At 67.0% G+C, this 26,233-nt stretch carries 21 protein-coding genes and 1 tRNA gene; 10 read left to right on the top strand and 12 right to left on the bottom strand.

Annotated elements, in window-relative coordinates:
• Positions 1–307: 307 nt before the first annotated feature.
• Positions 308–1,204 carry a glycosyltransferase gene (locus ABRP34_RS05680; RefSeq protein ID WP_003804786.1) on the top strand — a complete coding sequence of 299 codons (897 nt, stop codon included), beginning with the start codon at positions 308–310 and terminating at the stop codon, positions 1,202–1,204.
• Positions 1,205–1,267: 63 nt separating this feature from the next.
• On the opposite strand, the gene ABRP34_RS05685 is transcribed toward ABRP34_RS05680, so the two are convergent.
• From ABRP34_RS05685 to argS, 10 genes are all read right to left on the bottom strand, one after another.
• Complete coding sequence (locus ABRP34_RS05685; protein WP_003804787.1) at positions 1,268–2,038, bottom strand: WecB/TagA/CpsF family glycosyltransferase; 771 nt, start codon at positions 2,036–2,038, stop codon at positions 1,268–1,270.
• The gene (locus ABRP34_RS05690; protein ID WP_353712540.1) at positions 2,035–2,799 is read right to left on the bottom strand and encodes an L-threonylcarbamoyladenylate synthase; all 765 of its coding nucleotides are present in this window, start codon (positions 2,797–2,799) and stop codon (positions 2,035–2,037) included. The genes ABRP34_RS05685 and ABRP34_RS05690 overlap by 4 nt, the downstream gene beginning before the upstream one ends.
• A 15-nt stretch (positions 2,800–2,814) precedes the next feature.
• A complete protein-coding gene (prmC, locus tag ABRP34_RS05695) occupies positions 2,815–3,714 on the bottom strand; it encodes a peptide chain release factor N(5)-glutamine methyltransferase (RefSeq protein ID WP_353712541.1) in 900 nt (299 codons plus the stop codon).
• A gap of 15 nt (positions 3,715–3,729) precedes the next feature.
• Positions 3,730–4,803 (bottom strand): peptide chain release factor 1, encoded by a 1,074-nt coding sequence (prfA, locus tag ABRP34_RS05700; RefSeq protein ID WP_003804794.1) that lies wholly within the window; start codon positions 4,801–4,803, stop codon positions 3,730–3,732.
• Positions 4,804–5,077: 274 nt separating this feature from the next.
• Positions 5,078–7,261: a transcription termination factor Rho gene (gene rho / locus ABRP34_RS05705; RefSeq protein WP_353712542.1), complete on the bottom strand. Its 2,184-nt coding sequence runs from the start codon at positions 7,259–7,261 to the stop codon at positions 5,078–5,080.
• A 446-nt stretch (positions 7,262–7,707) separates the two neighbouring features.
• Positions 7,708–8,673 carry a homoserine kinase gene (thrB, locus tag ABRP34_RS05710; RefSeq protein WP_003804796.1) on the bottom strand — a complete coding sequence of 322 codons (966 nt, stop codon included), beginning with the start codon at positions 8,671–8,673 and terminating at the stop codon, positions 7,708–7,710.
• Positions 8,674–8,684: 11 nt separating this feature from the next.
• Positions 8,685–9,791, bottom strand: coding sequence for a threonine synthase (thrC, locus tag ABRP34_RS05715; RefSeq protein ID WP_003804798.1), 1,107 nt, complete (start codon positions 9,789–9,791; stop codon positions 8,685–8,687).
• Positions 9,792–11,108 carry a homoserine dehydrogenase gene (locus ABRP34_RS05720; protein ID WP_003804799.1) on the bottom strand — a complete coding sequence of 439 codons (1,317 nt, stop codon included), beginning with the start codon at positions 11,106–11,108 and terminating at the stop codon, positions 9,792–9,794.
• Positions 11,109–12,581, bottom strand: coding sequence for a diaminopimelate decarboxylase (gene lysA, locus ABRP34_RS05725; RefSeq protein ID WP_353713312.1), 1,473 nt, complete (start codon positions 12,579–12,581; stop codon positions 11,109–11,111).
• A 5-nt stretch (positions 12,582–12,586) separates the two neighbouring features.
• On the bottom strand, positions 12,587–14,236 hold the full coding sequence (argS, locus tag ABRP34_RS05730; protein ID WP_353712543.1) for an arginine--tRNA ligase: 1,650 nt from the start codon (positions 14,234–14,236) through the stop codon (positions 12,587–12,589).
• A 205-nt stretch (positions 14,237–14,441) separates the two neighbouring features.
• Here argS and ABRP34_RS05735 point away from each other — a divergent pair, with 205 nt between their 5' ends.
• The 6 genes from ABRP34_RS05735 (at position 14,442) to ABRP34_RS05760 (ending at position 19,020) form a co-directional block, all read left to right on the top strand.
• On the top strand, positions 14,442–14,903 hold the full coding sequence (locus ABRP34_RS05735) for an FMN-binding protein (protein WP_353712544.1): 462 nt from the start codon (positions 14,442–14,444) through the stop codon (positions 14,901–14,903).
• Positions 14,904–14,912: 9 nt separating this feature from the next.
• Entirely contained in the window at positions 14,913–15,785 is an 873-nt protein-coding gene (locus tag ABRP34_RS05740; protein WP_353712545.1) for an FAD:protein FMN transferase, read from the top strand.
• A complete protein-coding gene (locus ABRP34_RS05745) occupies positions 15,782–17,338 on the top strand; it encodes an RnfABCDGE type electron transport complex subunit D (RefSeq protein WP_353712546.1) in 1,557 nt (518 codons plus the stop codon). Before ABRP34_RS05740 ends, ABRP34_RS05745 begins: the two co-directional genes overlap by 4 nt.
• Positions 17,339–17,431: 93 nt before the next feature.
• Positions 17,432–17,504, top strand: a tRNA-Arg gene (locus tag ABRP34_RS05750).
• 100 nt (positions 17,505–17,604) lie between these two features.
• Positions 17,605–18,645: a M4 family metallopeptidase gene (locus ABRP34_RS05755; protein WP_353712547.1), complete on the top strand. Its 1,041-nt coding sequence runs from the start codon at positions 17,605–17,607 to the stop codon at positions 18,643–18,645.
• 60 nt (positions 18,646–18,705) lie between these two features.
• Positions 18,706–19,020: a protealysin inhibitor emfourin gene (locus ABRP34_RS05760; RefSeq protein ID WP_353712548.1), complete on the top strand. Its 315-nt coding sequence runs from the start codon at positions 18,706–18,708 to the stop codon at positions 19,018–19,020.
• On the opposite strand, the gene ABRP34_RS05765 is transcribed toward ABRP34_RS05760, so the two are convergent.
• Complete coding sequence (locus ABRP34_RS05765) at positions 19,021–19,989, bottom strand: helix-turn-helix domain-containing protein (protein WP_353712549.1); 969 nt, start codon at positions 19,987–19,989, stop codon at positions 19,021–19,023.
• 81 nt (positions 19,990–20,070) lie between these two features.
• Between ABRP34_RS05765 and ABRP34_RS05770 the strand changes: the two genes are divergently transcribed.
• The gene (locus ABRP34_RS05770; protein ID WP_003804817.1) at positions 20,071–20,238 is read left to right on the top strand and encodes a hypothetical protein; all 168 of its coding nucleotides are present in this window, start codon (positions 20,071–20,073) and stop codon (positions 20,236–20,238) included.
• 71 nt (positions 20,239–20,309) lie between these two features.
• Complete coding sequence (gene hrpA, locus ABRP34_RS05775) at positions 20,310–24,281, top strand: ATP-dependent RNA helicase HrpA (RefSeq protein WP_353712550.1); 3,972 nt, start codon at positions 20,310–20,312, stop codon at positions 24,279–24,281.
• A 5-nt stretch (positions 24,282–24,286) separates the two neighbouring features.
• Here the strand turns inward: hrpA and ABRP34_RS05780 are convergent, their stop codons facing one another.
• Positions 24,287–24,517: a hypothetical protein gene (locus tag ABRP34_RS05780; protein WP_353712551.1), complete on the bottom strand. Its 231-nt coding sequence runs from the start codon at positions 24,515–24,517 to the stop codon at positions 24,287–24,289.
• A 77-nt stretch (positions 24,518–24,594) separates the two neighbouring features.
• Here ABRP34_RS05780 and ABRP34_RS05785 point away from each other — a divergent pair, with 77 nt between their 5' ends.
• On the top strand, positions 24,595–26,187 hold the full coding sequence (locus ABRP34_RS05785) for a DUF222 domain-containing protein (RefSeq protein ID WP_353712552.1): 1,593 nt from the start codon (positions 24,595–24,597) through the stop codon (positions 26,185–26,187).
• Positions 26,188–26,233 lie beyond the last annotated feature (46 nt).

Genomic DNA, 26,233 nt, shown 5'->3' on the forward strand with positions numbered 1-26,233 from the left:
CAGCGCTTGCTGGTGGCGCAGCGCACGACGCTGCCGCGTTGCAAGCTGAAAGGCTGCGGGCTATACGGATGCGGATTCGGGGTCAGGCCGGGCGGACCATGCGGGCTCGTTGGGTGTGGATCTGACGTGCAATAAATGAAACTTCTCCGTCGCCATGCGCACAGACAGGCAGTGCATAGTGCCTGACGGGGCTGTATTACAGTGGACTCTAGTCAAGATACTAACGCCAACGGGTACATCGCTTCGCGTCACACGGCCTTACGCCGGCGGGAAACTTGCCGACGGCTGTGCTGAAAGGATCCCCGCAATGCCAGTGTCGGTCGCAGTTGCCGCCGTGACGTTTGACCGTCCCCAAGAGCTCGCCGTCCTGCTGAAAGCCATCAATGGGCAGACGGCCCCCGTGTCCACAATCTGCCTCGTTGACAGCGGCACAGCGCCGGCGAAGGACGTCGCCGACCAGCATGCGAATGTGGACTACATCCGTTCGGAAGCCAATCTCGGAGGTGCCGGCGGTTTCTCCCTTGCCGCGCTCAAGGCCGTGGCCAGCGGCGCCGACTGGGTCTGGATGATGGACGACGATGCCGAGCCGGCGGATGCCGAGTGCCTGGCCACGCTGATCCGGGAAGCGGAGGCACGCGACCTGGAGGCTGTGGTGCCCCTGGTGGTGGCTCCGGGGCATCCCGACCAGCTCTCCTTCTTCTTCCGGCTGGACGGCAAGGTCTCCCACGACCGGGCCGCACTGGAAAAAGTCGGGTTCCTGCCGAACGACGGCCATTTCTTCAACGGTGCGCTCATCCGCTCCGATGTCTTCTTCAAGGTGGGCCTGCCGGACATGCGCCTCTTCATCCGCGGCGACGAGGTGGACTTCACCATCCGGCTGCGCAAGGCAGGCATCCGGTTCGGCACCGTCACCACGGCTGCGATCATGCACCCGCACGCGTTTTCCGAAACGAAGCACGTATTCGGCGCCCGCTGGCACGTCATCGTTCCGGAGGGCGCCTTCAAGCGCTACTACTACTACCGCAACCGCGGCTACCTGATCCGCCGCCATTTCCGTGTGAAGTCCCTGGTGGCCGATGTGGGCGGGTACCTCGGCTATTTCCTCCGCCGGGGCGATCTCCGCGGGCTCGCGGACTGGTTCCGGGCGTTCTCCACGGGGCTCCGCGGCAAGGGCTTTGGCCCGCTGAAGGACCAGAAGTTCTAACGCACGGGGCCGGGCATCCTGTTTTGCCCGGCCTCGCAGCCGGGTTCCGTCAGCCCTGATCTGTCAGCCGTGGCCGCGCAGCCGGCGCCGCAGCAGCAGTCCCAGCAGGACCCACGGCTCACCGAACACCCGGTAGGCTACGCGGCGCGGGTGCAGCAGCAGCCGCCAGGCCCACTCCAGGCCCAGCCGGCCAAGCCAGCGTGGTGCCAGCTTCTGGATGCCGGCGATCTGCTCGATGGCTCCCCCGACGGCACAATAGACCGCGGGCGGCAGCGACGGCAGGCGGCGCCACAGCACCTCTTCCTGCAGGGGCATGCCGAGGCCGATCAGGACCAGCTGCGGCTGTACTTCCGCCAGCCATGCGGCGGCCTTCTCCTCCAAATCCGGATCCCAGCCCTCCCCCGGCATTCCGGAGACAGCAGCGCCCGGCACGATGCCCTGCAGCTTCTCCACGGCCTTGGCGTTGGCCGTCGCCCCGGCCCCAAGGACGGCGATGCGGTGGAGGCCGTCCAATCGGCCCAGCGCGGGAATCCAGTCCGTTGAACCAAGACGGTAGTCCATGACGGGCCGTGTGTCCCGGCCCGTCTTTGCCCGGCCCCTCCCCCACAGCCAGAGGACGGGCGCACCGTCGAGAAGGACAACGTCGCTGTTCTCGTAGAACTTCCTGAACTCGGGTTCGGAGTGGAAAAGCGTCACGCTGTGGAGATTGTGTCCGACGACGGTCCTGGTACTGCCGTCAGCCACGAATCCGTTGAGGACTGCGGTGAGTCCGTCGACGTCCAAGGGCGTGGCATCCACTCCGAGGAACGGTACCGGTTGCCTCTGCAGCGTCATTCGGCGCTTGCGGGCTTTTCGCCGGCGTCGGGCTGCGCAGAAGCATCCGCAGCGGCGGCCTCGGCGTCGTCTTGGGAAACCTCGGCGTCATCCGCCGCGTTGCCGTTGATGTCGAGAACTCCGGGAACCACCCCGCGCAGCCGCTCGATGCTGATGGCCCCCTCACGGACCACGCGCAGGGGCAACGATGTGGCATCCACGATGGTGGACGGCCGTGCGTCGGTTCCCTCGACCGGCCGGAAGCCGCCTTCAAGGTAGACCTCCACGGACTCCGCGAGCTGGGACCGCGCTTCGAAGGCTGTCTGCGCCGGAGCCTGGCCCGTCCTGTTTGCCGAGGACACGGCGAGGGGGCCGGTAACGGTCAGCAGGTCGATGGCCACCTCATCGTCCGGAATGCGAAGGGCGACCGTGCCCTTCGTCTCGCCCAGGTCCCAGTCGAGGGACGGCTGGGCGTGGAAGATGAGAGTCAGCCCGCCGGGCCAGAAGGCCTCGGCAAGGTCGCGGGCATCCGGGTAGACATCGGTGGCCAGCCCGTCGAGCGCATTGAGGCGCGGAATCAGGACGGGCGGCGGCATGTTCCGGCCGCGGCCCTTGGAGACCAGCAGCATGGTGACGGCCTGCGGGGAAAAGGCATCGGCAGCGATTCCGTAGACGGTGTCCGTGGGAAGGACAACGCACTTCTTCTCGAGGATCGCCCGCCGCGCGTGGGCGATTCCGGCGGTGCGCTCGTCGTCGGCCGTGCAGTTGTACGTAGTGGTCACTGCCTCATTCTTTCATTACTCCGCGGGCTGGAAAGCAAGGACGGCGCTGGTGGCGCGTTCCTTGCCGTTAAGGTCAAAATGCGTGGTGACGTCGGTCCAGAGCCCCGTCCGCTTCAGCATCGCCGATATCCAGCCGGCCTGGACTTCGGCGTGTTCCATCACGAAGTAGCCGCCGGGAACCAGAAGCCGTGCCGCCGAGGCGGCGGCCGCCGTCGGCAGTTCCATGCCGTCCGCTCCGCCGCCGTAGAGCGCTTCCGGAGGGTCGTGGAGTGCCACTTCCGGTTCATTGGGGATGGCTTCGGCGGGGATGTACGGCGGGTTGGACACCACGACGTCGAACGTTCCGTTCTGTTCCGGCATCGCGTTCCGCAGGTCCCCCAGCAGCAGGGTGACCCCCAGCGGCCGGAGATTCTTTGCCGCCCAGGCGTGCGCGAACTCACTGAACTCGACCGCGTACACCTCGGCCTCGGGCACCTCGTGCGCGATTGATCCGGCGATGGCACCGGAGCCGGTGCCAAGATCCACCACTTTGGGACGGACCACGCCGGCACGTTCCAGTGCCTGCAGCCGGTCGATGACCAGCTGCACCACGGACTCGGTTTCCGGGCGGGGAATGAAGACGCCGGGACCAACCGCGAGCTGGAGGTAGCGGAAGTGCGCCACGCCGGTGATGTGCTGGAGCGGAACCCGGGTGGCGCGTTCGGCAACGAGTTCGGCGTAGCCTGCCGGGGCCGGCGCATCTCCGAGCATCATGGCCCGGAGCCGGCCCAGGCCCACGCCCAGCAAATGGTCGGCCAGCAACTCGGCGTCCACCCGGGGGCTGGGCACTCCAGCCTCTGTCAGGCGCTCGGTCGCCTCGCGGACCGCAGCAGCCAGGGACTGGGCAGCCTGCTCCGAAGTGTGCTCGGACGTCATGTGATCCCGGGGCGCCTAGTCGCCGATGGCGTCCAGGCGCGCCTGCTCGTCCATCTCGATGGCCGACTGGATGACCGGCTCGAGGTCACCGTTCATGACCTGGTCAAGGTTGTAGGCCTTGTAGCCGGTGCGGTGGTCGGCAATCCGGTTTTCCGGGTAGTTATACGTGCGGATCCGCTCGGACCGGTCCATGGTGCGGATCTGGGACTTCCGCTGCTCGGAGTTGGCGGCGTCGATCTGTTCCTGCTGGTGCGCCAGGATGCGGGCGCGGAGGACGCGCATGCCGGCTTCACGGTTCTGCAGCTGGGACTTCTCGTTCTGCATGGCAACCACGATTCCGGTGGGGAGGTGCGTGATGCGGACGGCGGAGTCGGTGGTGTTGACGGACTGGCCGCCGGGACCGGAGGACCGGTAGACGTCGATCTTGAGGTCGTTCTGGTTGATCTCGAGCTCTTCGGGCTCATCCACCTCGGGCAGGACCAGGACGCCCGCGGCCGACGTGTGAATGCGGCCCTGGGACTCCGTCACCGGCACACGCTGGACACGGTGCACGCCGCCCTCGAACTTGAGCCGTGCGTACACCCCTTCGGCGGGATCGTTGGAGCTTCCCTTGACGGCCACCTGGACGTCCTTGTAGCCGCCTAGGTCGGATTCGGTGGAGGAGATGATCTCGGTCTTCCAGCCCCGTGACTCGGCGTAGCGGGTGTACATGCGCAGCAGGTCGCCGGCGAACAGGGCAGCCTCGTCGCCGCCTTCGCCGCCCTTGACCTCAAGGATCACGTTGCGTGCATCGTCCGGGTCGCGGGGAATCAGCAGCCGGCGAAGCCGCGCCGCCGCGGTCTCCAGGGCTTCCTCCAGTTCAGGCACCTCGGCAGCAAAGTCAGGGTCCTCGGCAGCCATCTCCTTGGCAGCCGCGAGGTCATCCCGGAGAGCCTCCCATTTGTGGTAGGCGTCCACGATGCCATTCAACTGGGCAGACCGCCGCCCCAGCTTCCGCGCCAGCTTCTGGTCAGCATAAACAGCCGGATCCCCCAGCTGCGCCTGAATAGCATCATGCTCATCCAACAGGCCCTGTACGGACTCAAACATTTTCAAAACCTCTTTCGACTTGTAACCAAGTCTAGTGATGGACCGCAGGTGGCGAGTTAACGACGAAGCCGCACGGATTTTGCCGCCCCGGGAGCAGTCGATGACTCCCAACCTTCGCAAGCTCAGGTCGGGGCCCTCGTCATCTCCCTTGCGGGCCTGCCGGAGCTGGGAGGCCCGCGATCGAAGATCGCAAGCCTCCCAGCGTAGGGGCGGGGGCGGAAAATCCGTGCGGCGCCAGCGCGCGGAACCGCCAGAAACCAGCGGTTACGCGACGCTACTTGTCGTTATCCGACTTCGCACCAAGCGTCGTCTTCTGAACCTGCATGAGGAACTCGACGTTGCTCTGGGTCTCGCGGATCTTGTTGGTCAGGAGTTCCAGGCTCTGCTGGGTCTCAAGGCCGGAGAGGACGCGGCGCAGCTTCCACATGATCTTGACCTCTTCGGCCGAGAGCAGGTTCTCTTCGCGGCGCGTGCCGGAGGCGTTGACGTCCACGGCGGGGAAGATGCGCTTGTCCGCCAGCTGGCGGGACAGGCGCAGTTCCATGTTGCCGGTGCCCTTGAACTCTTCGAAGATGACCTCGTCCATCTTGGATCCGGTCTCCACGAGGGCCGTCGCCAGGATGGTCAGCGAGCCACCGTTTTCGATGTTGCGGGCAGCACCGAAGAACCGCTTGGGCGGGTACAGCGCAGCGGAGTCCACACCACCGGACAGGATGCGGCCGGAGGCCGGCGCTGCCAGGTTGTAGGCGCGGCCCAGTCGGGTCATGGAGTCCAGCAGCACCACGACGTCCATGCCCATTTCCACGAGGCGCTTGGCGCGTTCGATGGAGAGCTCGGCCACGGTGGTGTGGTCGTCGGCAGGACGGTCGAAGGTGGAGGCAATGACCTCGCCCTTGACGGTGCGCTGCATGTCCGTGACTTCTTCGGGACGCTCATCCACCAGCACCATCATGAGGTGGACCTCAGGGTTGTTGGTGGTGATCGCGTTGGCGATGGACTGCAGGATGAGCGTCTTGCCGGCCTTGGGCGGCGAGACGATCAGGCCACGCTGGCCCTTGCCGATCGGGGCAACCAGGTCGATGACGCGGGGGCCGATCTTCTTGGGGTCGGTCTCGAGGCGCAGGCGCTCGGACGGGTACAGCGGGACCAGCTTGGCGAACTCCACGCGGTCCTTGAGGTCCTCGGCGGTCTTGCCGTTCACCGAGGTGACGCGGACCAGCGCGTTGAACTTCTGGCGGGCAGACTGCTGGCCGCGGTCTTCGCCGTCGCGCGGTGCGCGGATGGCGCCAACGACGGCGTCGCCCTTGCGCAGGTTGTACTTCTTGACCTGGGCCAGGGAAACGTACACGTCGTTCGGGCCGGGGAGGTAACCGGAGGTGCGGATGAACGCGTAGTTTTCGAGGACATCCAGGATGCCGGCCACCGGCAGCAGCACGTCGTCGTCAGTGACCTCGACGTCGTCGACGTCCGGTCCCTGGGCGCGTCCCCGACGGCGGTCGTTGCGGTCGCGGAAGCGGTCGTTGCGCGAGTTGTCGCGGCTGTCCGAGCGCTCGTTGCGGTCGTTCCGGTCGCGGCGGTTCCGCCGGTTGCGGCGGCTGCCGCCGTCGTCGTCGGCGTCGCGGGTGTCGTCGCGGCGGTTATCGTCACGGCGGGTGTCGCGTCCGCCAGCTTCGCCGGCGTCACGGCCACCGCGGCCGCGGGCATCCCGGCGTTCGCGCTGTCCGGCTTCGCCTTCGGGTGCCTGCTCGCGGGCCTCGGCACCGCGTGCTTCAGTACCGCGGGCCTCGGCACCGCGGGCCTCAACGCCACGGGTTTCCGCACCGCGGGTTTCCGTACCGCGGGCCTCGGGGGCCGCTTCGGCCGGAGCAGCGGGTGCCTCGGCCGGAGCGGCTGCGGCTGCTTCGCCACGGCGGCGGTTGCGGGTGCGGGGCTGGCGGCGTTCTGCGCCTTCTGCCTCGGTGGAAGCTGCGCCCTCGGCGGCCGGAGCGGCGGCGGGCGCCTCGGCAGCGGCCGGTGCTGCCGCGGCCGGAGCCTCAGCGGCGGCCGTTTCCGCCGCGGAAGCTGCAACGATGCCGTCGCTTACTGCCCGGCGGCTGCGGCCGCGGCCACGTGCACGGGTTTCCTGCGCCGGAGCCTCGGCTGCTTCAGCGGCCGGGGCTGCTGCGGCGGTTTCGGCGGCGGGGGCGGCGGGGATGGTTGCGGCAGCCTTGGCGGCCGTCCGTGCCGGTGCCTTGGTGACGGTGGCGGACGTGCCTGCACGGTGCGCGGAAATGGCCGTCACCAGGTCGCCCTTACGCATGCGGGATCCGCCGGAGATACCCAACTGGCTGGCAAGAGCCTGCAACTGGGCGAGCTTCAGGCCGGCAAGGCCGCTGCTCTTGGCGGGCGCTTCCGTCAACGATCCGGAAGCAGAAGATGGTGTTTCCACAGCTGGCGACAGCTCAGTGGTTTCGGTCACGAAGGATCCTTCCCCCTCGACGGCGTCCAGACTGTGAGCTGGACGCGATGATTGGATCTGGGCTGCAGTTCAGATCTGCAGCCGGGATGTCGGCCTTGCCGGTTGGAGTTCGGCCAGCAGGGCCGGATACTGATCACCTTCAAACGCTCCGCATAACTGGCGGGGCGGCGGACTGGCGGTTCAGGGAACAGATACACATCTGTAGGTTCCTGGCCAGGCCAAGCAGGCGGCACCGGAAAATATTGCGCAATAAGAGATCGAAGCAGCAGCAGCAGATCGAAGCAGATTCTGACCCGATGGCCGTTTAAGGCCATTCTCGGAGTCGTGGACTGCACGGTCTCTTGGCTGCAGGGCCCTCTCGACTGCAGAGTCGCCGTCGGGCTGCATCAATGAACGATATGGCGATTCAGTGAATGCGGTGGTGACTGCGGAGACTGCATGCGGTGTTACCGCCGGTGCACTCCCACTTTAGCACCTTCGACGTCGACTGCCAGCTTCATCACACGCCAGTTGATGTCCGGCGTGTTTGCCCCCGAAAACGCGGCAATGAATTCCAGAACGGTGGCGGCCTCTGCCTCGCCGTTGGCCAGGACCAGAACCGTGGGTCCGGCTCCGGACACAACGGCGGCGTGGCCGGCGCCGCGGAGCGCCTTGATCAGGCCGGCGCTGGGCCGCATCGCCTCCGCGCGGTAGCTCTGGTGCAGGAAGTCCTCCGTGCCGGCCAGCAGGAATTCAGGCTTCTGGGTGAGCGCATGGATCAGAAGCGCAGCCCGGCCGGAGTTCATCGCGGCCGCGTGGTGACCGATGGACGCGGGGAGCAAGGCGCGCGCGGCCTCGGTAGAGAGCTCGTAGTCCGGAACTGCCACGATGGGGATGACGGCCGCGTCGACGGTGGCGCAGGTGCTGCTGTACTGGTCACTGTCCTGCCACGACAGCGCCAGTCCGCCGTAGATCGCGGGAGCGACGTTGTCCGGGTGGCCTTCCAGTTCGCTGGTCAGCTGCAGGATCCAGTTCCGGTCCTGCTGCTCCCCCGCGGGCAGCAGCGCGTTGGCCGCCGTCACGGCTGCCACGACCGCCGACGCCGACGAACCCAGGCCACGGCCGTGCGGATTAACGTTTTCGGCGGTGATCTTCAGGCCGGTGTGACGGTAGCCCACCCGTCCGAAGGCGGCATTCATCGCCCGGACCACCAGGTGGCTGGCGTCGCGCGGAAGGGAATCCGCACCCTCCCCGCTGAGTTCGAAGACCAGCTCGTCGCTGTCCAGGCTCTCCACGGTGAGGGTGTCGTGCAGCGTGAGTGCCAGCCCGAGGCTGTCATAGCCGGGGCCAAGATTGGCGCTGGTGGCCGGAACCCGGACCGTCACCAGCTGCCCGGCCTGGATGGCGGGCAGCTGGGCGGTCTGCGGCAGCATGGTTTCCACTGTTATTTGTCTTCCAGTCCCAGTTCTGCAGCAACGGTCACGACGTCGTTCGGCACCTTGACGGGCTGGACATCGCTGCCGTCCTCGGTCCTGAGGGCCCACTGGGGGTCCTTGAGGCCGTGGCCGGTGACGGTGATGGCGATGGTCTTGCCGGACGGCACCTCGCCTGCGGCGTGCTTCTTGAGCAGGCCCGCGACGCCGGCGGCCGAGCCGGGCTCCACGAAGACGCCTTCGCGGGAGGACAGCCAGCGGTGGGCGGCCAGGATTTCCTCGTCAGTGACGGAATCGATGAATCCGCCGGACTCGTCACGGGCGGCGATGGCGCCGTCCCAGGAGGCCGGGTTGCCGATCCGGATGGCGGTGGCGATGGTGTCCGGTTCCGTGATGGGGTGGCCGGCCACGAACGGCGCGGCGCCGGCGGCCTGGAAGCCCCACATGGCGGGGGTCTTGGTGGCGACGGGTGCAAGCGTTCCGGCGGTCTCGGACTCGAACGGGGCGGAGTACTCCTTGTAGCCCTTCCAGTAGGCCGTGATGTTTCCGGCGTTGCCGACCGGCAGCACGTGGATGTCCGGGGCGTCGCCCAGGGCGTCGACGATCTCGAAGGCGCCCGTCTTCTGGCCCTGGATGCGGGCCGGGTTCACGGAGTTGACCAGGAAGACAGGGTAGGACTCGCCCAGCTTGCGGGCGATGTCCAGGCAATTGTCGAAGTTGCCGTCAACCTGCAGGAGCGTGGCACCGTGCGCGATGGCCTGGCTCAGCTTGCCCATGGAGATCTTGCCTTCGGGCACCAGCACGGCGCAGGTCAGGCCGGCGGCGGTGGCGTACGCGGCAGCGGAGGCGGACGTGTTTCCGGTGGAGGCGCACACAACGGCCTTGGCCCCGGCCTCCACGGCCGCGGTCATGGCCATGGTCATGCCGCGGTCCTTGAAGGAACCGGTCGGGTTCATGCCCTCGACCTTGAGGTAGACGTCAGAGCCGGTCAGCTCGGAGAGCTTCTGGGCATAGACCAGGGGCGTACCGCCCTCGCCGAGGGTGATGACCCTGGTGGCCGCCGTTACGGGCAGACGGTCAGCGTATTCGCGGATGACACCGCGCCATTGGTGAGCCACTTAAGCTCCTTCTACCCGAAGTACGGATGTAACGGAATTGATCACGTCAAGGCCCTTCACGGCTTCGACGGTCGCTGCCAGTGCAGCTTCGCTTGCGCGGTGGGTGACGATCCGCAGCTCGGCCGATTCCACGTTGGAGTCGGCATCGCGGTGGATGGTCTGGCGCATGATTTCGATGGAGACGCCGTGCTCCGCGAAGAGCTGGGCAATCTTGGCCAGCACGCCGGGCTGGTCCGCAACGTCCAGGCCGATGTAGTAGCTGGTGGTCGCGGCGTCGATGGGCAGCGCCGGGACGTGGCCGGTGGTGGACTCGATGCGTCCGGGACCGCCCAGGACGATGCGGCGGGCAGCCGAGACGAGGTCGCCCAGCACGGCTGACGCCGTCGGGGTTCCACCGGCACCCTGGCCGTAGAACATCAGTTCACCGGCGTTCTCCGCCTCGACGAAGACAGCGTTGAAGGCACCGCGGACGGCTGCCAGCGGGTGTTCGCGGGGCAGCAGCGTCGGGTGCACGCGCACGGAAACGCCCTCGCTGCCGTCACCGTTGCCGATTTTCTCGGCGATGGCCAGCAGCTTGATGACAAAGCCGGCCTCCTTCGCGGCGGCGATGTCGGCGGCGCTGACGCGGGTGATTCCCTCGCAGTAGACGTGCTCCAGGTCGAAGCGGGTGTGGAACGACAGGGACGCCAGGATCGCGGCCTTGGCGGCGGCGTCGTGGCCCTCGACGTCGGCTGTAGGGTCAGCTTCGGCGTAGCCGAGCCGCTGGGCCTCGGCGAGTGCGTCGGCGAACTGTGCGCCGGTGGAGTCCATCTGGTCCAGGATGAAGTTGGTGGTGCCGTTGACGATGCCCAGCACACGGGTGATGCGGTCACCGGACAGGCTGTCGCGGATGGGGCGCAGGATGGGGATGGCGCCTGCCACGGCGGCTTCGTAGGACAGCTCGACGCCGGCCTTGTCCGCCTCTTCGTAGAGCGCAGGACCGTCGGCCGCCAGCAGGGCCTTGTTGCCCGTGACCACACTGGCGCCGTTCTGGATGGCTGACAGGATCAGCGACCGGGCGGGCTCGATGCCGCCCATCAGCTCGATCACGAGGTCGGCGTCCTTGACCAGCGTCTCAGCGTCGGTGGTGAACAGCTCGCGCGGGAGGTCCACCTCGCGCTCGGCGTCGAGGTTCCGCACCGCGATGCCGGCCAGTTCCAGGCGGGCGCCGGTGCGCGGCGCCAGGGTGCCGGCGTCGTCGATCAGAATCCGCGCCACCTGAGCCCCGACGTTGCCACAGCCCAGCAGGGCCACTTTCAGGGTTCGCAATTCGGTCATTCAGGCTCCCATGTCGCGGTTCAGCAGATCTTCTTCGGTTTCCCCGCGGACAATGAGCCGGGGAGATCCGTCGCGCACAGCGACAACGCCCGGCCGGGCCAGATAGTTGTAGTTGCTTGACAGGGCCCAGCAGTAGGCGCCGGTCCCCGGTACAGCGAGCAGATCACCGGCTGCCACGTCCTCGGGCAGATATACATCTCTAACAACTATGTCGCCGCTCTCGCAATGTTTGCCCACTACGCGGGACAGCTGCGGGGCCGCTGCGGAAGTCCTCGACGCGAGAATGGCCGAATAATCCGCGTCATACAGCACCGGACGGGCGTTGTCGCTCATGCCGCCGTCCACTGACACATAGCGGCGCGGGTGCGTAACGTTTTTTTCGGCGGATTCGCCGGAGCCGGCGGCTGGGGCGTCCACCCGGACAGTTTTCAGGGTGCCCACCTCGTACAGCGTGAAGGTGCTGCTGCCCACGATGGCACGGCCCGGCTCGATGGAAATCCGGGGTGCTGTAATCCCCAGTTCGGCGCACTTGGAACGCACAACGGCGGCCATCGCCTGGGCGATGTCGGCGGCCGGGCGGGGCGTATCCACCGGCGTGTAGGCGATGCCGTAGCCGCCGCCGAGGTCAAGCTCGGGCAGGGTGATGGAATATTTGGCCTGCACAGCCGCCAGGAAGGAAAGGAGCTTCTCGGCGGCCAGCGCAAAGCCGTCCGGCTCAAAGATCTGCGAACCGATGTGGCAGTGCAGGCCCAGCAGCTCCACGCTGGCGTAGGACGTTGCCGCGGCGACGGCTTCCTCGGCAGCGGACAGGCCCGCCTCGGCAGTGGAATCCTCCGCCATGGAGAGGCCGAATTTCTGGTCCTCGTGGGCGGTGGCGATGAACTCGTGGGTGTGGGCGTGCACACCGGGTGTCAGCCGCAGCATGACCTTGGCGGTCTCCCCGCGGCCGGCGGCGATCTTGGCCACGCGCTCCAGCTCGTCCAGGCTGTCCACCACGATGCGGCCGAGGTTCATGTCCAGCGCCCGGTTGATCTCGGCGTCGGACTTGTTGTTGCCGTGCAGGGACAGGTTGGCACCGTCGATGCCGGCACGGGCTGCGACGGCAAGTTCACCGCCGGAACACGTATCCAGCCGCAGGCCCTCGTCGGCTACCCACGCCGCGACGGCGGTGCACAGGAAGGACTTGCCGGCGTAGTAGACGTCCACTCCCCCGCAGATGTCGGCGAAGGCGTCGTCGAACGCATCCTTGAAGGCACGGGCGCGGGCACGGAAGTCCGATTCGCTCATGACGAAAAGCGGCGTGCCGAACTGCTCCTTGAGGGCGCTGACCGGGATCCCGTCAACGGCAAGCTCGCCGCCGGCGTTCCGCTCCACTCCGCCGGCCCATACCGGGGTGTGCAGGGCATTGACGTCCGCGGGGACGGCAAGCCATTCCGGAGCCAGCGGCGAGGCTGGGCTGGTGGATTCCTGCAAACCGATCACATCCGTTCCGGCGCCGAAACGCCCAGCAGTTCGAGTCCGTTGGCGAGCACCTGGCTGGTGGCGTCGTTGAGCCACAGCCTGGTGCGGTTGGTGTCCGTGACGGGTTCGTCGCCCATGGGCGCCACCCGGCAGGCGTCATACCAGCGGTGGTAGGCACCGGCGATGACCTCGAGGTGCCGTGCTACTCGGTGCGGCTCGCGGAGTTCCGCCGCTTTGGCGACGATGGAGGGGTAGCTGCCCAGGTAGGAGAGCAGTTCGTTCTCCGTGGCGTGGTCCAGCAGGGAGGCGTCGAAGGCGCTCCGGTCCACCCCGGCAGCCACGGCGTTGCGGGCGGTGCCGCACGAGCGGGCGTGCGCGTACTGCACGTAGAACACGGGGTTCTCGTTGGAGTGCTTCTTGAGCAGCTCGGGGTCCAGCGTGAGCGGGGAATCGGCCGGGAAGCGTGCCAGCGAATAGCGGACCGCGTCCGTTCCCAGCCAGGAGATCAGGTCCTTGAGCTCAATGATGTTGCCGGCGCGCTTGGAGAGCTTGGCGCCGTTGACGGACACCAGCTGGCCAATCAGGACCTCGATGTTGACCTCGGGGTCGTCCCCGGCCGCGGCGGCAATGGCCTTGAGCCGGTTGATGTAGCCGTGGTGGTCGGCTCCCAGGAGGTAGATCTTTTCCGTGTAGCCGCGGTCCTTCTTGGACAGGTAGTAAGCGGCGTCGGCGGCGAAGTAGGTCGGTTCGCCGTTCGCGCGGATCATGACGCGGTCCTTGTCATCACCGAAGTCGGTGGTGCGCAGCCAGACGGCACCGCCGTCGTCGAAAACGTGGCCCTGCTCGCGAAGGCGGGCAACGGCACTTTCGATGGCGCCGGCGTCGTGAAGCTCCTGCTCGGAGAAGAACACGTCGAAGGAGACCCCGAAGTCCGCCAGGGTGTCCTTGATGTCCTTGAGCTGCGCCTCGTAGGCCGCGGCCCGGATAACGGGCAGTGCCGCAGCATCCGTCAGTTCGCGGATGTCCGGGTGCCGGGTCAGGACCTCATGGCCGAGATCGCGGATGTATTCTCCCGGGTAGCCGCCCTCAGGCACGTCGCGGCCGTGCAGGCGCGACAACACCGAGTTGGCGAACACATTCATCTGGGAGCCGGCGTCGTTGATGTAATACTCGGCGGTGACGTCGGCACCCGAGGCGCGAAGCACCCTGGCGATCGAGTCGCCCAGGGCCGCCCAGCGGGTGTGGCCGATATGCAGCGGGCCGGTGGGGTTGGCGGAAACAAACTCCATGTTCACGGTGTGGCCGGCGAGCGCGGCGTTGGTGCCGTATTCCCTGCCTGCTTCAACGATGACCTTGGCCAGCGCTCCGGCGGCGGCAGCGTCAACTGTGATGTTCAGGAAGCCGGGACCGGCGATTTCCACACCATCCACGCCGTTGATGTCCTTGAGCCGGGCGCTGAGCAGCGTGGCGAATTCGCGCGGGTTCGTTCCGGCCTTCTTGGCCAGCTGCAGGGCGATGTTGGTGGCCCAGTCGCCGTGCTCCCGGTTCTTCGGACGCTCAACCAGGACGGAGTCCGGTATAGCCGCCTCGGCAAGGGCGATGTCGCCGGCGGCAACGGCGTCTTTCAGGCAGGCGGATATTGCGAGGGAGAGTTCTTCGGGAGTCACACTCCTAGACTACCGGGGAGCCCGTCGCCGCGCGGAATCCGATGGGCCTGACACACTCCCCCGGTGTCACAGCAAATAGTAGGGAAATTCACAGGAATTGCCTTTAGCCTTTAGTCACCACCGAAATTATTGAAGCATCAACGCTGAACATGAACACTGAACTCAACGCTGTCCCTGGCGTGCCCGCACCACGAAAAGAGACCCCGTGAAGACTTCAATCCGCAAAACTGTTTTCGCCGGCATGGCCGGCCTGTCCCTCGCCGGAACGGTGGCCGGCTGCGCGCCGTCCACCCAGCAGCCTGCCGCGCAGGAGACCGAGCCCTCGGCGGCGGCATCCGCTTCGGCGTCGGGAACAGCATCGGGTTCCGCTGCCGGCTACAAGGACGGGACCTACAGCGCGGACGGCAACTACAAGTCCCCCAACGGCACCGAAACCGTGGGCGTCCAGCTGACGCTGGCCAACGGCACGGTGTCCGCGGTGGAGATCACCGAGCACCCGTCCAACCCCAACACCCGGAAGTTCCAGGGCCAGTTCGCCGGCGGCATTGCTGACCAGGTGGTGGGCAAGAGCCTGGATGAGATCAAGGTCTCCAAAGTAGCGGGCTCCTCCCTGACCAGCGGCGGCTTCAACCAGGCGGTCGAAGCGATCAAGGCGCAGGCCCTGTAGGCGGCCGCCATGCCGCATGCGGGCTGGCAGGACTTCCGGTTTGACGGCATCGGAACCAGCTGGGAAATCTCCACCCCTGTCCCGTTGTCCCCGGGACAGCGCAGCTCAGTTCTGGCCGAAGTGGAGCGCTACGACTCCACGTGGTCCAGGTTCCGCGAAGACTCGCTGGTAACCCGGATCTCCGTGGCGCCCGGGCAGTACGAACTGCCGCCCGAAGCCACGGGCCTGGCCGCCCTCTACCGGCAGCTCTATACGCTCAGCGGCGGGGCCATGACGCCCCTCATCGGCGAAAGCCTTGAGCGGCTGGGCTACGATCCGCACTATTCACTGCAGCCCCGCGGGGAAGCCGCACCACCCCCGGCCTGGGACACCGTGCTGGAATGGCGCGGAACCTCACTGCGCACCACCGCCCCCGTGGTGCTGGACATAGGCGCGGCCGGCAAGGGGCAGCTCGTGGACCTCTTGGCCGAACAGCTCAGGGGCCACGGGGTTACGGACTTCTTCATCGACGCCAGCGGCGACCTGCTGCACGGCGGGCAGGAGCCGGTGCAGGTGGCCCTGGAGCACCCGTACGACCCCGGCAAGGCGATAGGGACCGTGCCCCTGGGATCCCGCGCCCTCTGTGCTTCGGCGTCGAACCGGCGAGCCTGGGGAGACGGCCTCCATCACGTCCTGGACGGCACCACCGGGGCGCCGGTCAGGACGGTCGTGGCCACCTGGGCCCGGGCGCGCACAGCCATGGAGGCAGACGCCCTCGCCACCGCCCTGTTCCTGGTTCCGGCCGAGGACCTGGAACGCTATTTTTCTTTTTCCTGGCTCAAGGTATTTTCCAACGGCAGCGCGGAGTACTCCGCGGAATTCGAAGGAGCCCTGTTCACATGAGTTCAACCACCTCCCGGCAGCAGGCCTCACCCGGCACCGCCCTGGATGCGTACCTGGGCCGCTTCACGATGTACCGGCTGGCGCTGCTGGTCCTTGCCGTGCTGGCGGCCCACAGCCTCCTCCTCGACGCCCTCGGCTGGCTGACGTTCGGCATCCCGAACCTGCTCGCCCACCTGGCCCTCTGCCTGGGACTGACGTACATTTCCAACCGCGGCCTGGCCGCGCTGTTCCGCGTTCAGCCACATTCGGAATCCTCGCTGATTACGGGCCTGCTGCTCTACTTCCTGTTCTGGCCCACGCAGCTCGGCCCGGCGTTTGCGCCGATGGACCTGGCCGGAGTGGCCCTGGCCTGCGTCCTGGCCTCAGCCTCCAAGTACGCCCTCGCCTGGCGTGGGCGCCACGTTTTCAACCCCGCGGCCACCGGGGCCTTCATCACCGGGCTGACCGGTCTCAACATCGCCACGTGGTGGGCCGGCACACCTGCCATGCTTTGGCTCCTGGTTCCGGGCGTCCTGCTGGTGCTCCACCGCACCCGGAAAACGCCCATGGCCGCAGTCTTCATCCTGGTGGCCACCGCCGTCGTGGCCGCGGTGCAGGTACCCTCCGGCGTCGACCTCGGAAGTGCCGTGTGGCAAACCTTGGCGCAGGGCCCCGTCCTGTTTTTTGCCGGGTTCATGCTTACTGAGCCGCTCACCCTGCCGCCCAGGCGCTGGCAGCAGCTGGCGATGGCCGCCGTCGTCGGGGTTCTGCTGGCCACGCCCTTCAACTTCGGCTTCATGGCAAACTCCCCGGAGCTGGCACTGCTCGTCGGCAACCTGCTCGCGTTCCTGTCAGGCCAGCGTGGAAGTGTCCGGCTGCTGTTCAGCCACTCCCGCAGCCTGACGCCGACGACGACGGAATTCGTCTTCCGCCCCCAGCGCCCGCTCCGCCACGCGCCCGGCCAGTACCTGGAACTGGATCTTCCGCACGCCAAGCCGGACGGTCGGGGCAGGCGCCGCGTCTTCAGCCTGACCAGCCCGCCCGACGCAAAGCATGTGAAGATCGGGGTCGGTACGGCTGACCCCGTTTCCGCCGCAAAGCGCAAGCTGCTCTCACTCAAGCCCGGCGAGGAGCTCACAGCCACCACAGTGGCGGGCGATTTCGTCCTGCCGAAGGGTTCGGATCCTGTACTGCTGATTGCCGCGGGCATCGGTATCACGCCGTATCTGGCCCACCTGTCCGGCGGGGTGGCCCGCGAGCGCGACACCGTGCTCCTCTACCTCGCCCGGAGTGCTTCGGAACTCGCTTATGCGGCGGAACTGCAGGATTCCGGTGCCCGCATCGTCGCCCGGCTCGGCGATGGGTCGGCGCCGCCGGACTTCATCGAGGACGCCTGCGCGCTGCTTGCCCCGGGGGCACGGCTGGACGGTCACGCGCTGAAACGGCTGGTGCCGGACATCGGGCAGCGAAGGGTCTTCATCTCGGGTTCACCGGCCAGCGTCGGATCGCTGCGGCGCGCCGCGCGGCATGCCGGCGCACGCCGTATCCATGTGGATTCGTTCGCGGGATACTGAGATGGGGCAGGAAAACGGGTTTCGTTTTCCGTTCCGGCCCACCTTCCTGCTAAGCTCTAGGACGTCCGGCCGGGAACGGCAGGATCCTTGGATGCCCTCGTAGCTCAGGGGATAGAGCGTCTGCCTCCGGAGCAGAAGGCCGTAGGTTCGAATCCTATCGAGGGCACAGAAGAAACCCCCGCCGCTTACTCAAAGCGGACGGGGGTTTCCTGTATTTCCCGTGCGCCTGAGCCGGAATGTCAGAGGCCGTTCGTAGGGTGAGTGGCATGGTCTGTTCAATCGTTCCGCCGTACATCCTCCGCCGCCTGGCCGCCCAGGGATCCCCCCGCTTCTCGGCAGTTGCCCGCGCCGCCAGGGAAGCCCTGCTCCATGTTGGCGCCGTGCACGCTGCACGGACCTCGGCACCAACGGCTCCTGCCGGCATCAGGCAGCTGGAGCCCTCTCCGGTCAACAGGTCCGTCTTCGACGCGAAGTCCGGCGAGTCGCTGCCCGGGCAGGTTGTCCGGAAAGAGGGAGACGCCGCCACCGGCGATCCCGCCGTCGACGAGGCGTATGACGGACTGGGACATACACACAGCCTTTACGCGGACACCTTCGGACGGAACTCGATCGACGGGTTGGGAATGCCGCTGAAGGCCACCGTCCACTTCGGCAGGATGTATGACAACGCGTTTTGGGATGGCCAGCAGATGGTGTTTGGCGACGGCGACGGGGAGGTCTTCGAGCGCTTCACGAGGTCGCTCAGCGTGATCGGCCATGAACTGGCCCACGGGGTGACGCAGTTTTCGGCCGGACTCGCCTACCGCAACCAGGCGGGGGCCATCAACGAGTCCGTCTCCGACGTTTTCGGCGCACTCGTGGAGCAGTATTTCCGGAAGCAGACCACCGCCGAAGCGTCCTGGCTGATCGGCGAGGGCCTGTTCACGCCGCAGGTTGAAGGGTCCGCCCTGCGCTCCATGAAGGCGCCGGGAACGGCCTACGACGACGAGGTCCTCGGCAAGGACCCGCAGCCGGACTCCATGGACTCCTACGTCCGCACACGGTCGGACAACGGCGGAGTGCACATCAACTCCGGCATACCGAACCGGGCGTTCTGCCTCGTCGCCCAGACTCTGGGCGGCAACGCCTGGGATGCGCCGGGCCAGATCTGGTACGAGACCCTGACGGGCGGCTCGCTGAGCCCCGCCACCACCTTTACAGCCTTCGCCAAAGCAACCGCGGCAACGGCGAAGGAACTGTTCGGCGAGGAGTCCGCAGAGCATGACGCAGTGCGCGGGGCGTGGGAGACTGTGAAGGTAAAGCTCTAACCGACGCCGGGACTGTGGCCTTCCGCTTCCCGGCAGTCGCGGAACCCCGGGAACGGCGCCATGAAAATCACAGTCGAGCGCAGCGGCGGGATAGCCGCACTCACCCGCGTCTGGACGGTACAGGCCGTCACGACCAGTGAAAAGAGCCGCTGGCAGCCCCTCGTCGAAGCGTGCCCATGGGACGCCGTCGACGACCCCCGGCAGGCGCCGAACGGGCAGCCGGACCGCTTCATGTACTCCATCCGCGCCGGCCAACGCCGCGCCACCCTGCCGGAAACGGCGGTTACCGGCCCCTGGCGCGTGCTCGTGGAGTCCACCCGGACTGCCGCTGAAGAATCGCGGCCCGGCAGCGGCGAAGCCGGCTTCCGGCGCTAGCTACCCAGCCGGGACCATCTGGCCGCGGAAGGCCCGGCGGTAGGACTGCGGACTCGTGTCCAGCACCTTGGCGAAGTGGTGCCGGAGCAGCACGGGGTGGCCGAACCCTGACTGCCGCGCCACCTCGTCGATATTCAGCTCCGTGGATTCCAGAAGCTCCTGGGCGCGCAGGACGCGCTGTGAGTTGAGCCACGCGGCCGGGGTGGCCCCTGTTTCAGCACGGAACCGTCGGGCAAAGGTGCGCGGGGACATGTGCACCCGGGCGGCCAGCTCGTGGACGGGGTGTTCCTCGTCCAGGTTCTCCACCATCCACCGGAGGAGCTCCTCCATGGGCTGGGAGCCGCACTCGGGCATGGGCCGGTCGATGAACTGGGCCTGGCCGCCGTCGCGGTGCGGCGGGACCACCATATCCCTGGCGATGGCGGCCGCCACGGCAGCCCCGAATTCGGTCCTCACCAGATGCAGGCAGGCGTCAATGCCCGCCGCTGTCCCGGCGCTGGTGATGATCCTGCTGTCCTCGACATAAAGGACGTTCTCGTCCACCAGGACCTTGGGGTACTGGGCGGCGAGCTCTCCCGAGTAGTGCCAGTGCGTGGTGCACCGAAGTCCATCCAGGAGCCCGGCCCGCGCCAGCGCAAACGCGCCGGAGCAGATCGACATCACCCACGCGCCGCGGTTGTGCGCCGCCCGGAGGGCATCGAGGACGGACTCCGGAACGTCTACGTCCCTGCCATAGGGCGCCATGATCACCAGGTCGGCATCGGCGGCGGCTTCGAGGCCGAGGCCCACATTCATGGTGAGGCCCGACTTCAGCGGAACGTCTCCTGGCACCGGAGTGCACACGCGGAAGTCGAACTGCGGCACGCCTGTTCCCCGGTCCGAACGGTCGATGCCAAACACCTCAAAAGCGGTACCGAACTCAAAGATCGAGAAGTTGGGAACCACGATGACTGCCACTGTTTTGAGCATGTTTCCAGTATGGCAGAAATTTGTACTTTTTAGGCATTTCTGCCACTTCTTTCGGAGGTTCCCCAGGAGAACCATGGAGACATGGAAATCTTCGGAATCGCCCTCCTTGTTCTGGTCCTCGTTGCAGCTGCCGCTACGGTCGGCGCCATCCTGCGGGATGGCCGCGGCCACACCCCTCCCGAGCACTCGGTCCGGGACTGGTCCGCGCTGGATCTGCCGAGCAGCAACTACACCATGCGCATCTTCTAGCAAACCGTCCATCCACCCAAGGACCCGGCGAACGCCGGGTCCTTTTACGCGGCAGTAGACTTGTGGGAGCCATGACTTTTCACATCTCCTACCCCGCCGAGCTGCCGGTCTCCGAGCGCCGCGAGGACCTGATGGCCGCGATTGCCGCCAACCAGGTGACGATCATTGCCGGCGAGACCGGCTCCGGAAAGACCACCCAGATCCCGAAGATGTGCCTGGAACTTGGCCTGGGTGAGAACGGACTGATCGGCCACACCCAACCGCGGCGCCTCGCAGCCCGCACGGTGGCCGAGCGCATTGCCTCCGAGCTCGGCGTCGACATCGGGCAGGAAGTGGGATTCCAGGTCCGCTTCACCGGTGAGGTGAGCAAGTCCACCAAGGTGAAACTGATGACGGACGGCATCCTGCTGGCCGAAATCCAGCGCGACAAGCTGCTCCGCAAGTACAACGCGATCATCATCGATGAGGCCCACGAACGCAGCCTGAACATCGACTTCATCCTCGGCTACCTCAAGCGGATCCTGCCGCAGCGGCCGGAGCTGAAGGTGATCATCACCTCCGCCACCATTGACCCCGAACGCTTTGCAAAGCACTTCGGCTCGGACGAGGAACCGGCACCTATCGTTGAGGTGTCCGGACGGACCTTCCCGGTGGAGATCCGCTACCGGCCGCTCTCCCAGCCGGCCGGCGGCCCGTCCACCGGCGATGACGAGGACAACTCCTCAGACGACGAACTCGAAGAAGACCGCGACCCGCTGGACGCGGTGTGCGACGCGGTCGACGAGCTCGCCCTTGAAGCGCCGGGCGACATCCTCATCTTCTTCTCCGGCGAGCGGGAGATCCGCGACGCCGCAGACGCCCTGCAGGCCAGGATCCAGGCCAACCGGCGGCTGGCCGGCACCGAGGTCCTGCCGCTGTTCGCGCGGCTGAGCCTTCAGGAACAGCACCGGGTCTTCAACCCGGGCGGCAAGCGGCGGATCGTGCTGGCCACCAACGTGGCCGAGACCTCCCTCACCGTGCCGGGCATCAAGTACGTCATCGACACCGGCACCGCCCGCATCTCGCGCTATTCGCACCGCACCAAGGTGCAGCGGCTGCCCATCGAGCGGGTATCCCAGGCGTCTGCCAACCAGCGATCCGGGCGCTGTGGCCGCGTGTCGGACGGCATCGCCATCCGGCTGTATTCCGAGGAGGACTTCGAGTCCCGGCCGCTCTACACCGATCCGGAAATCCTGCGCACCAACCTGGCTGCGGTCATCCTGCAGATGACCGCCATGGGAGTCGCGCGGGGGCCCAAGGACATTGAAAACTTCCCGTTCGTGGAGCCGCCGGACTCGCGGGCCATCAACGACGGCGTGACCCTCCTTAGGGAGCTCGGCGCCCTGCCTGCGCCGCAGGGAGCCACGGGCTCCGCCCAGGCGGCCAACGCCGAAAGCGGCAGGAATGCCGGCCGCAACGGCGGCGGTCTGACCGCCGTCGGACAGAAACTTGCCCAGCTCCCCGTGGACCCGCGGCTCGGCCGCATGATCGTGGAGGCCGGCAAGCGCGGCTGCGTCCGCGAAGTCATGATCCTGGCGGCTGCCCTCACCATTCAGGACCCCCGCGAGCGTCCAACGGACAAGCAGCAGCTGGCGGCGGAGAAGCACGCCCGCTTCCGCGACGAGAATTCCGACTTCACCGGCTACCTGAACCTCTGGAACTACATCCACGAGAAGCAGCAGGAGCTGTCCTCCACCCAGTTCCGGCGCCTGTGCCGCAACGAGTTCATCAACTACCTGCGCGTCCGCGAGTGGCAGGACCTCTTCACGCAGCTACGGCAGCTGGCCCGGCCGCTGGGCATCAGCCTGGACAACAAGCGTCAGGCCGACGCCGTCGGCAACCACGAGGGCATCCACATCAGCCTGCTCTCCGGCCTGCTGAGCCACATCGGCATCCTCGATGAACGCAAGCGGGAATACGCGGGCGCCCGGGGAACACGATTCGCCATCTTCCCGGGCTCGGCGCTGTTCAAGAAGTCGCCCACGTTTGTCATGGCCGCAGAACTCGTGGAGACCAGCCGGCTCTGGGCGCGGGTGGCCTCCAAGTTCGAGCCGTCGTGGGCCGAGCAGGTGGCTCCGCACCTGATCAAGCGCAGCTACAGCGAGCCCCACTGGTCCACCAAGATGGGCGCGGTGATGGCTTATGAAAAGGTCACACTGTACGGCGTACCCATCATCGCGCAGCGCCGGATCAACTTCGGCAAGGTCGATCCCGTCCTGGCCCGCGAGCTGTTCATCAGGCATGCACTGGTCCAGGGCGAATGGAAGACACACCACAAGTTCTTCCACCGCAACCGGGCCCTGCTGCAGGAAGTGGAGGAACTCGAGGCACGGATGCGACGCCGGGACCTGCTGGTGGACGACGAGACGCTCTTCGAGTTCTATGACGCGCGCGTCGGCAAGGACGTCGTCTCCGAACGGCACTTCGACAAGTGGTGGAAGGACGCCCGGCAGCAGGATCCGGCACTGCTGGACTTCAGTGAGGCACTGCTTCTGAGCGAGGACGCCGACGCCCTGGACGAGTCCGCCTACCCGAAGACGTGGCTGCACAAGGGCTTCGAACTGCCCCTGAGCTACGAATTCCATCCCGTGGCACCCGGCTCGACACCCAACCCGTCCGACGGCGTCACGGCGGAAGTTCCGGTGCTCTTCCTGAACCAGCTCGAAGACGCACCCTTCCGCTGGCTGATCCCCGGTCAGCGCGTGGAACTCGTCACTGCACTGATCAAGTCGCTGCCGAAGCAGGTCCGCAAGAGCTTCGTTCCGGCACCGGACGTCGCCCGGCAGGCCGTGGCAGCGCTGGAAGCGGACTTCGACCCGGCCGAGGACGAGCTGGAGAGCTCGCTCGAGCTTGTCCTCCGCCGGCTCAAGGGCCAGATCGTCCCGCCCGGGTCGTGGAACTGGGAAGCGGTTCCGCCGCACCTGCGGGTGAGCTTCAAGGTGGTGGACAGCCGGGGCAAGGTCCTGGACGAAGGCAAGGACCTGGAAGCCCTGCAGGAGCGGCTCGCGCCGGCCACCCGCCGGGCCATCGCGGAGTCGCTGGGCGCCACCCCCGCCACTGCCGGTCCACGGTCGCCGAAGAAGAGCCAGCAGCAGGCTGCCGCTCAGGAGGGCCGGCCGCAGGCACAGTCCGGGTTCACGGAACAGTCCGGCCTGACCGAGTGGCGGTTCGGCACCATCCAGCGCCAAGCCAGCGTCACCGTCAAGGGTCACACCGTCACCGGTTTTCCCGCTTTGGTGGACGAAGGGAAATCCGTTGGCCTGCGCATCTTCCAGACATCGTCGGAGCAGCAGGAATCCATGCGGGGCGGTGTCATCCGGCTCCTCGCCCTTCGCGTGCCCGCACCGGACCGCTATGTCCTCGAACACCTGAACAACACGGAGAAGCTGACGTTCAGCCAGAACCCGCACGGGTCAGTCTCGGCCCTGATCGCCGACTGCGTCCTGGCGGCGGTAGACAAGCTCACTCCGGCTGAGCTCCCGTGGGACCAGGCAGCGTTTGATGCCCTGTACGAGCATGTCCGGGCGGAGCTGATCGACACCGTCTTCAGCGTCACGGCCATCGTGGAGCGCATCCTCGCCAGCACCCGTCGGATCGAAAAGCAGCTCAGGGGCACCACGAGCCTGGCTCTCATCAGCGCGCTTAACGATGTCCGCAGCCAGCTTGAACAGCTGGTTTTCCCCGGCTTTGTGGCCCGGACGGGCTACGCCCAGCTGAGCCAGCTCCCCCGCTATCTCGCTGCCATTGAAAAACGCCTCGAGAAGCTGCCCGGCAACGTGCAGCGCGATGCACTCAACATGGCGGCGGTCCAGCGGCTCGAGGATGATTACGACGACGCCGTGTCGGCTTTGCTGCCCGGCCGCCGGGCAGGTGCCGAGCTGACGCAGGTCCGCTGGATGATCGAGGAACTCAGGGTGAGCCTGTTCGCCGTCGAGCTCGGAACGGCCTATTCGGTGTCCGAGAAGCGGATCCGGACGGCACTGAACAAGGTGCTCGCGGCGTAGCCCCCTCAGCGGGCGCCGGCGCCCACTGTTTCTGCACGCACCGGAGAAAGCAGCATGGTGGAGGTGTCGAGCCGCTCGTCAGTGTCCTGGCCCTCGGCCAGCGCTGCTGCTTCCTCGTGGCTTGCCACGACCGGGACGGAGCCGAGGAGCGGACGCGCGGCTGATTCGCGCATCTTGAGGAGTGCGATGAACGCGACGGCGGAGAAGTACCCACTTTCGTTCTCCTGTGGGTTCACGAAACCTTTTGGGATCCCGCCCTCATCCGGTGCTCCATCGGCCCTTAATTGTCAGTCCCCCTTGGCAGACTGTGTTCATGGAAGGCAGCGGGAATTCAGCACTGACAGGAGCGGCGCCGCGCGGCGGCGTGCTGCAGGCGGCCGCCTTTCCTGATGCTGAGTTCCCTTTCGATGCGTTCCCGGACGGCGCCATTCTGTTCGATGAGTTCGAGGACGACGGTTTGCCGTATGACGATGACCTCGACGCCGCGTTCCCGGCTGTGTTCCCTGAGGACCCGTTTCCCGAGGCCCAGTTTGCCGGTGTTCTGTTCGCCGACGCCGACGCCTCCATCGCCGGCACGGGCACTGGTGGGCGCGGGCCCGGTAGGCCGAGGCTGGCTTTGGCGGACCGGGTCGCTGCGGCAACCGCCCTTCTGCGGGCTGATCTGAACGCCGACAAGGCCGGGCTGATCGACCAGACGCACGCGTGCGAGAACATCAAAAACATGCTTGCCGGGCAACAGGCCAGACTTGCCGTCACCTTCGAGACCCGGCACAGCCAGGACCAGACGGACCTTGGGACGGATGATGGCCGCAGGACACTGACCGCGGAGAACCTCGGCAAAGACTGCAGCAAAGACCGGGGCCTGGGCGCGGCTGAGCAGATCGCGCTGGCCCGGGGCGAGTCCCCGCACCGCGGCGGCCGGCTGCTCGGCATGGCCAAGGCCCTGGTCACCGAGATGCCCCACACCCTGTCCGCCTTGGACACCGGCCAGCTCAACGAAGAACGCACCATCCACGTCGTGAAGGAAACAGCGTGCCTGGGCGTGGAAGACCGGGCCGCGGTCGATGAGGAACTGGCGGCCGATACCGGGACCTTCACCGGTGCCGGAACCCGCACCCTCATCGCCGCAACCCGGGCCGCCGCCGCCCGCAGGGACCCGCGCTCGGTCACCCAGCGCGCCAGCCATGCCGCGTCGGAACGGTCCGTGAGCCTCCGACCGGCCCCGGACTGCATGACCTATTTGACGGCGCTGCTGCCCGCCCATGAGGGCGTCGCAGTCTACGCGGCCCTGACCCGGCACGCGGACACCCTCAAAGCCGCCGGCGACCCCCGCAGCCTGGGACAAATCAAGGCCGACACCCTCGTCGAACGCACCACCGGCACCCCCGGCGGCATCACCGGCATCGACATCAACCTCGTCATAACCGACCGCACCCTCCTCCAAGCCGACACCGAACCCGCCCGCCTCACCGGCTACGGTGTTGTCCCCGCCGCCTGGGCCCGGGAACTGATAACGCAGGAAAAGAGCGACGGACGTGAGGAGCTCAAAGCCTGGCTCCGCCGGCTCTACACCGCCCCGAACACCGGCGACCTGGTGGGCACGAACTCGCGCAGGCGCCTGTTCCCGGCACCGCTGCGCCGCTTCATCCAGATCCGCGACGACACCTGCCGCACCCCCTACTGCGACGCCCCCATCCGCCACCACGACCACATCATCCCCTGGCACAACGACGGCCCCACCACCCTGGCCAACGGCGCCGGGCTCTGCGAAGCCTGCAACCACACCAAAGAACTCCCCGGATGGACAACCCAACCCACACCCGGCCCAAGGCACACCATCGAACTCACCACACCCACTGGCCACACCTACCACTCCACGGCACCGCCACTACCTGGAACTGGTTAGCGGAACCGGAGTGCGCCAACCGGGGGTAGGCGGGAACCGACAGGCG

Origin of the sequence: Arthrobacter sp. K5 (assembly GCF_040448525.1) — a bacterium.
Classification (GTDB): Bacteria; Actinomycetota; Actinomycetes; order Actinomycetales; family Micrococcaceae; genus Arthrobacter; species Arthrobacter globiformis.

Excerpts from the sequence above, each read along its gene's own strand:
- ABRP34_RS05740 (WP_353712545.1), top strand. The coding sequence starts at position 14,913 with ATGCCGCATGCGGGCTGGCAGGACTTCCGGTTTGACGGCATCGGAACC.
- hrpA (WP_353712550.1), top strand. The coding sequence starts at position 20,310 with ATGACTTTTCACATCTCCTACCCCGCCGAGCTGCCGGTCTCCGAGCGC.
- prmC (WP_353712541.1), bottom strand. The coding sequence starts at position 3,714 with ATGACGTCCGAGCACACTTCGGAGCAGGCTGCCCAGTCCCTGGCTGCT.
- prfA (WP_003804794.1), bottom strand. The coding sequence starts at position 4,803 with ATGTTTGAGTCCGTACAGGGCCTGTTGGATGAGCATGATGCTATTCAG.
- ABRP34_RS05755 (WP_353712547.1), top strand. The coding sequence starts at position 17,605 with ATGGTCTGTTCAATCGTTCCGCCGTACATCCTCCGCCGCCTGGCCGCC.
- thrB (WP_003804796.1), bottom strand. The coding sequence starts at position 8,673 with ATGCTGCCGCAGACCGCCCAGCTGCCCGCCATCCAGGCCGGGCAGCTG.
- ABRP34_RS05785 (WP_353712552.1), top strand. The coding sequence starts at position 24,595 with ATGGAAGGCAGCGGGAATTCAGCACTGACAGGAGCGGCGCCGCGCGGC.
- ABRP34_RS05680 (WP_003804786.1), top strand. The coding sequence starts at position 308 with ATGCCAGTGTCGGTCGCAGTTGCCGCCGTGACGTTTGACCGTCCCCAA.
- ABRP34_RS05765 (WP_353712549.1), bottom strand. The coding sequence starts at position 19,989 with ATGCTCAAAACAGTGGCAGTCATCGTGGTTCCCAACTTCTCGATCTTT.
- ABRP34_RS05760 (WP_353712548.1), top strand. The coding sequence starts at position 18,706 with ATGAAAATCACAGTCGAGCGCAGCGGCGGGATAGCCGCACTCACCCGC.
- ABRP34_RS05770 (WP_003804817.1), top strand. The coding sequence starts at position 20,071 with ATGGAAATCTTCGGAATCGCCCTCCTTGTTCTGGTCCTCGTTGCAGCT.
- ABRP34_RS05720 (WP_003804799.1), bottom strand. The coding sequence starts at position 11,108 with ATGACCGAATTGCGAACCCTGAAAGTGGCCCTGCTGGGCTGTGGCAAC.
- ABRP34_RS05745 (WP_353712546.1), top strand. The coding sequence starts at position 15,782 with ATGAGTTCAACCACCTCCCGGCAGCAGGCCTCACCCGGCACCGCCCTG.
- ABRP34_RS05685 (WP_003804787.1), bottom strand. The coding sequence starts at position 2,038 with ATGACGCTGCAGAGGCAACCGGTACCGTTCCTCGGAGTGGATGCCACG.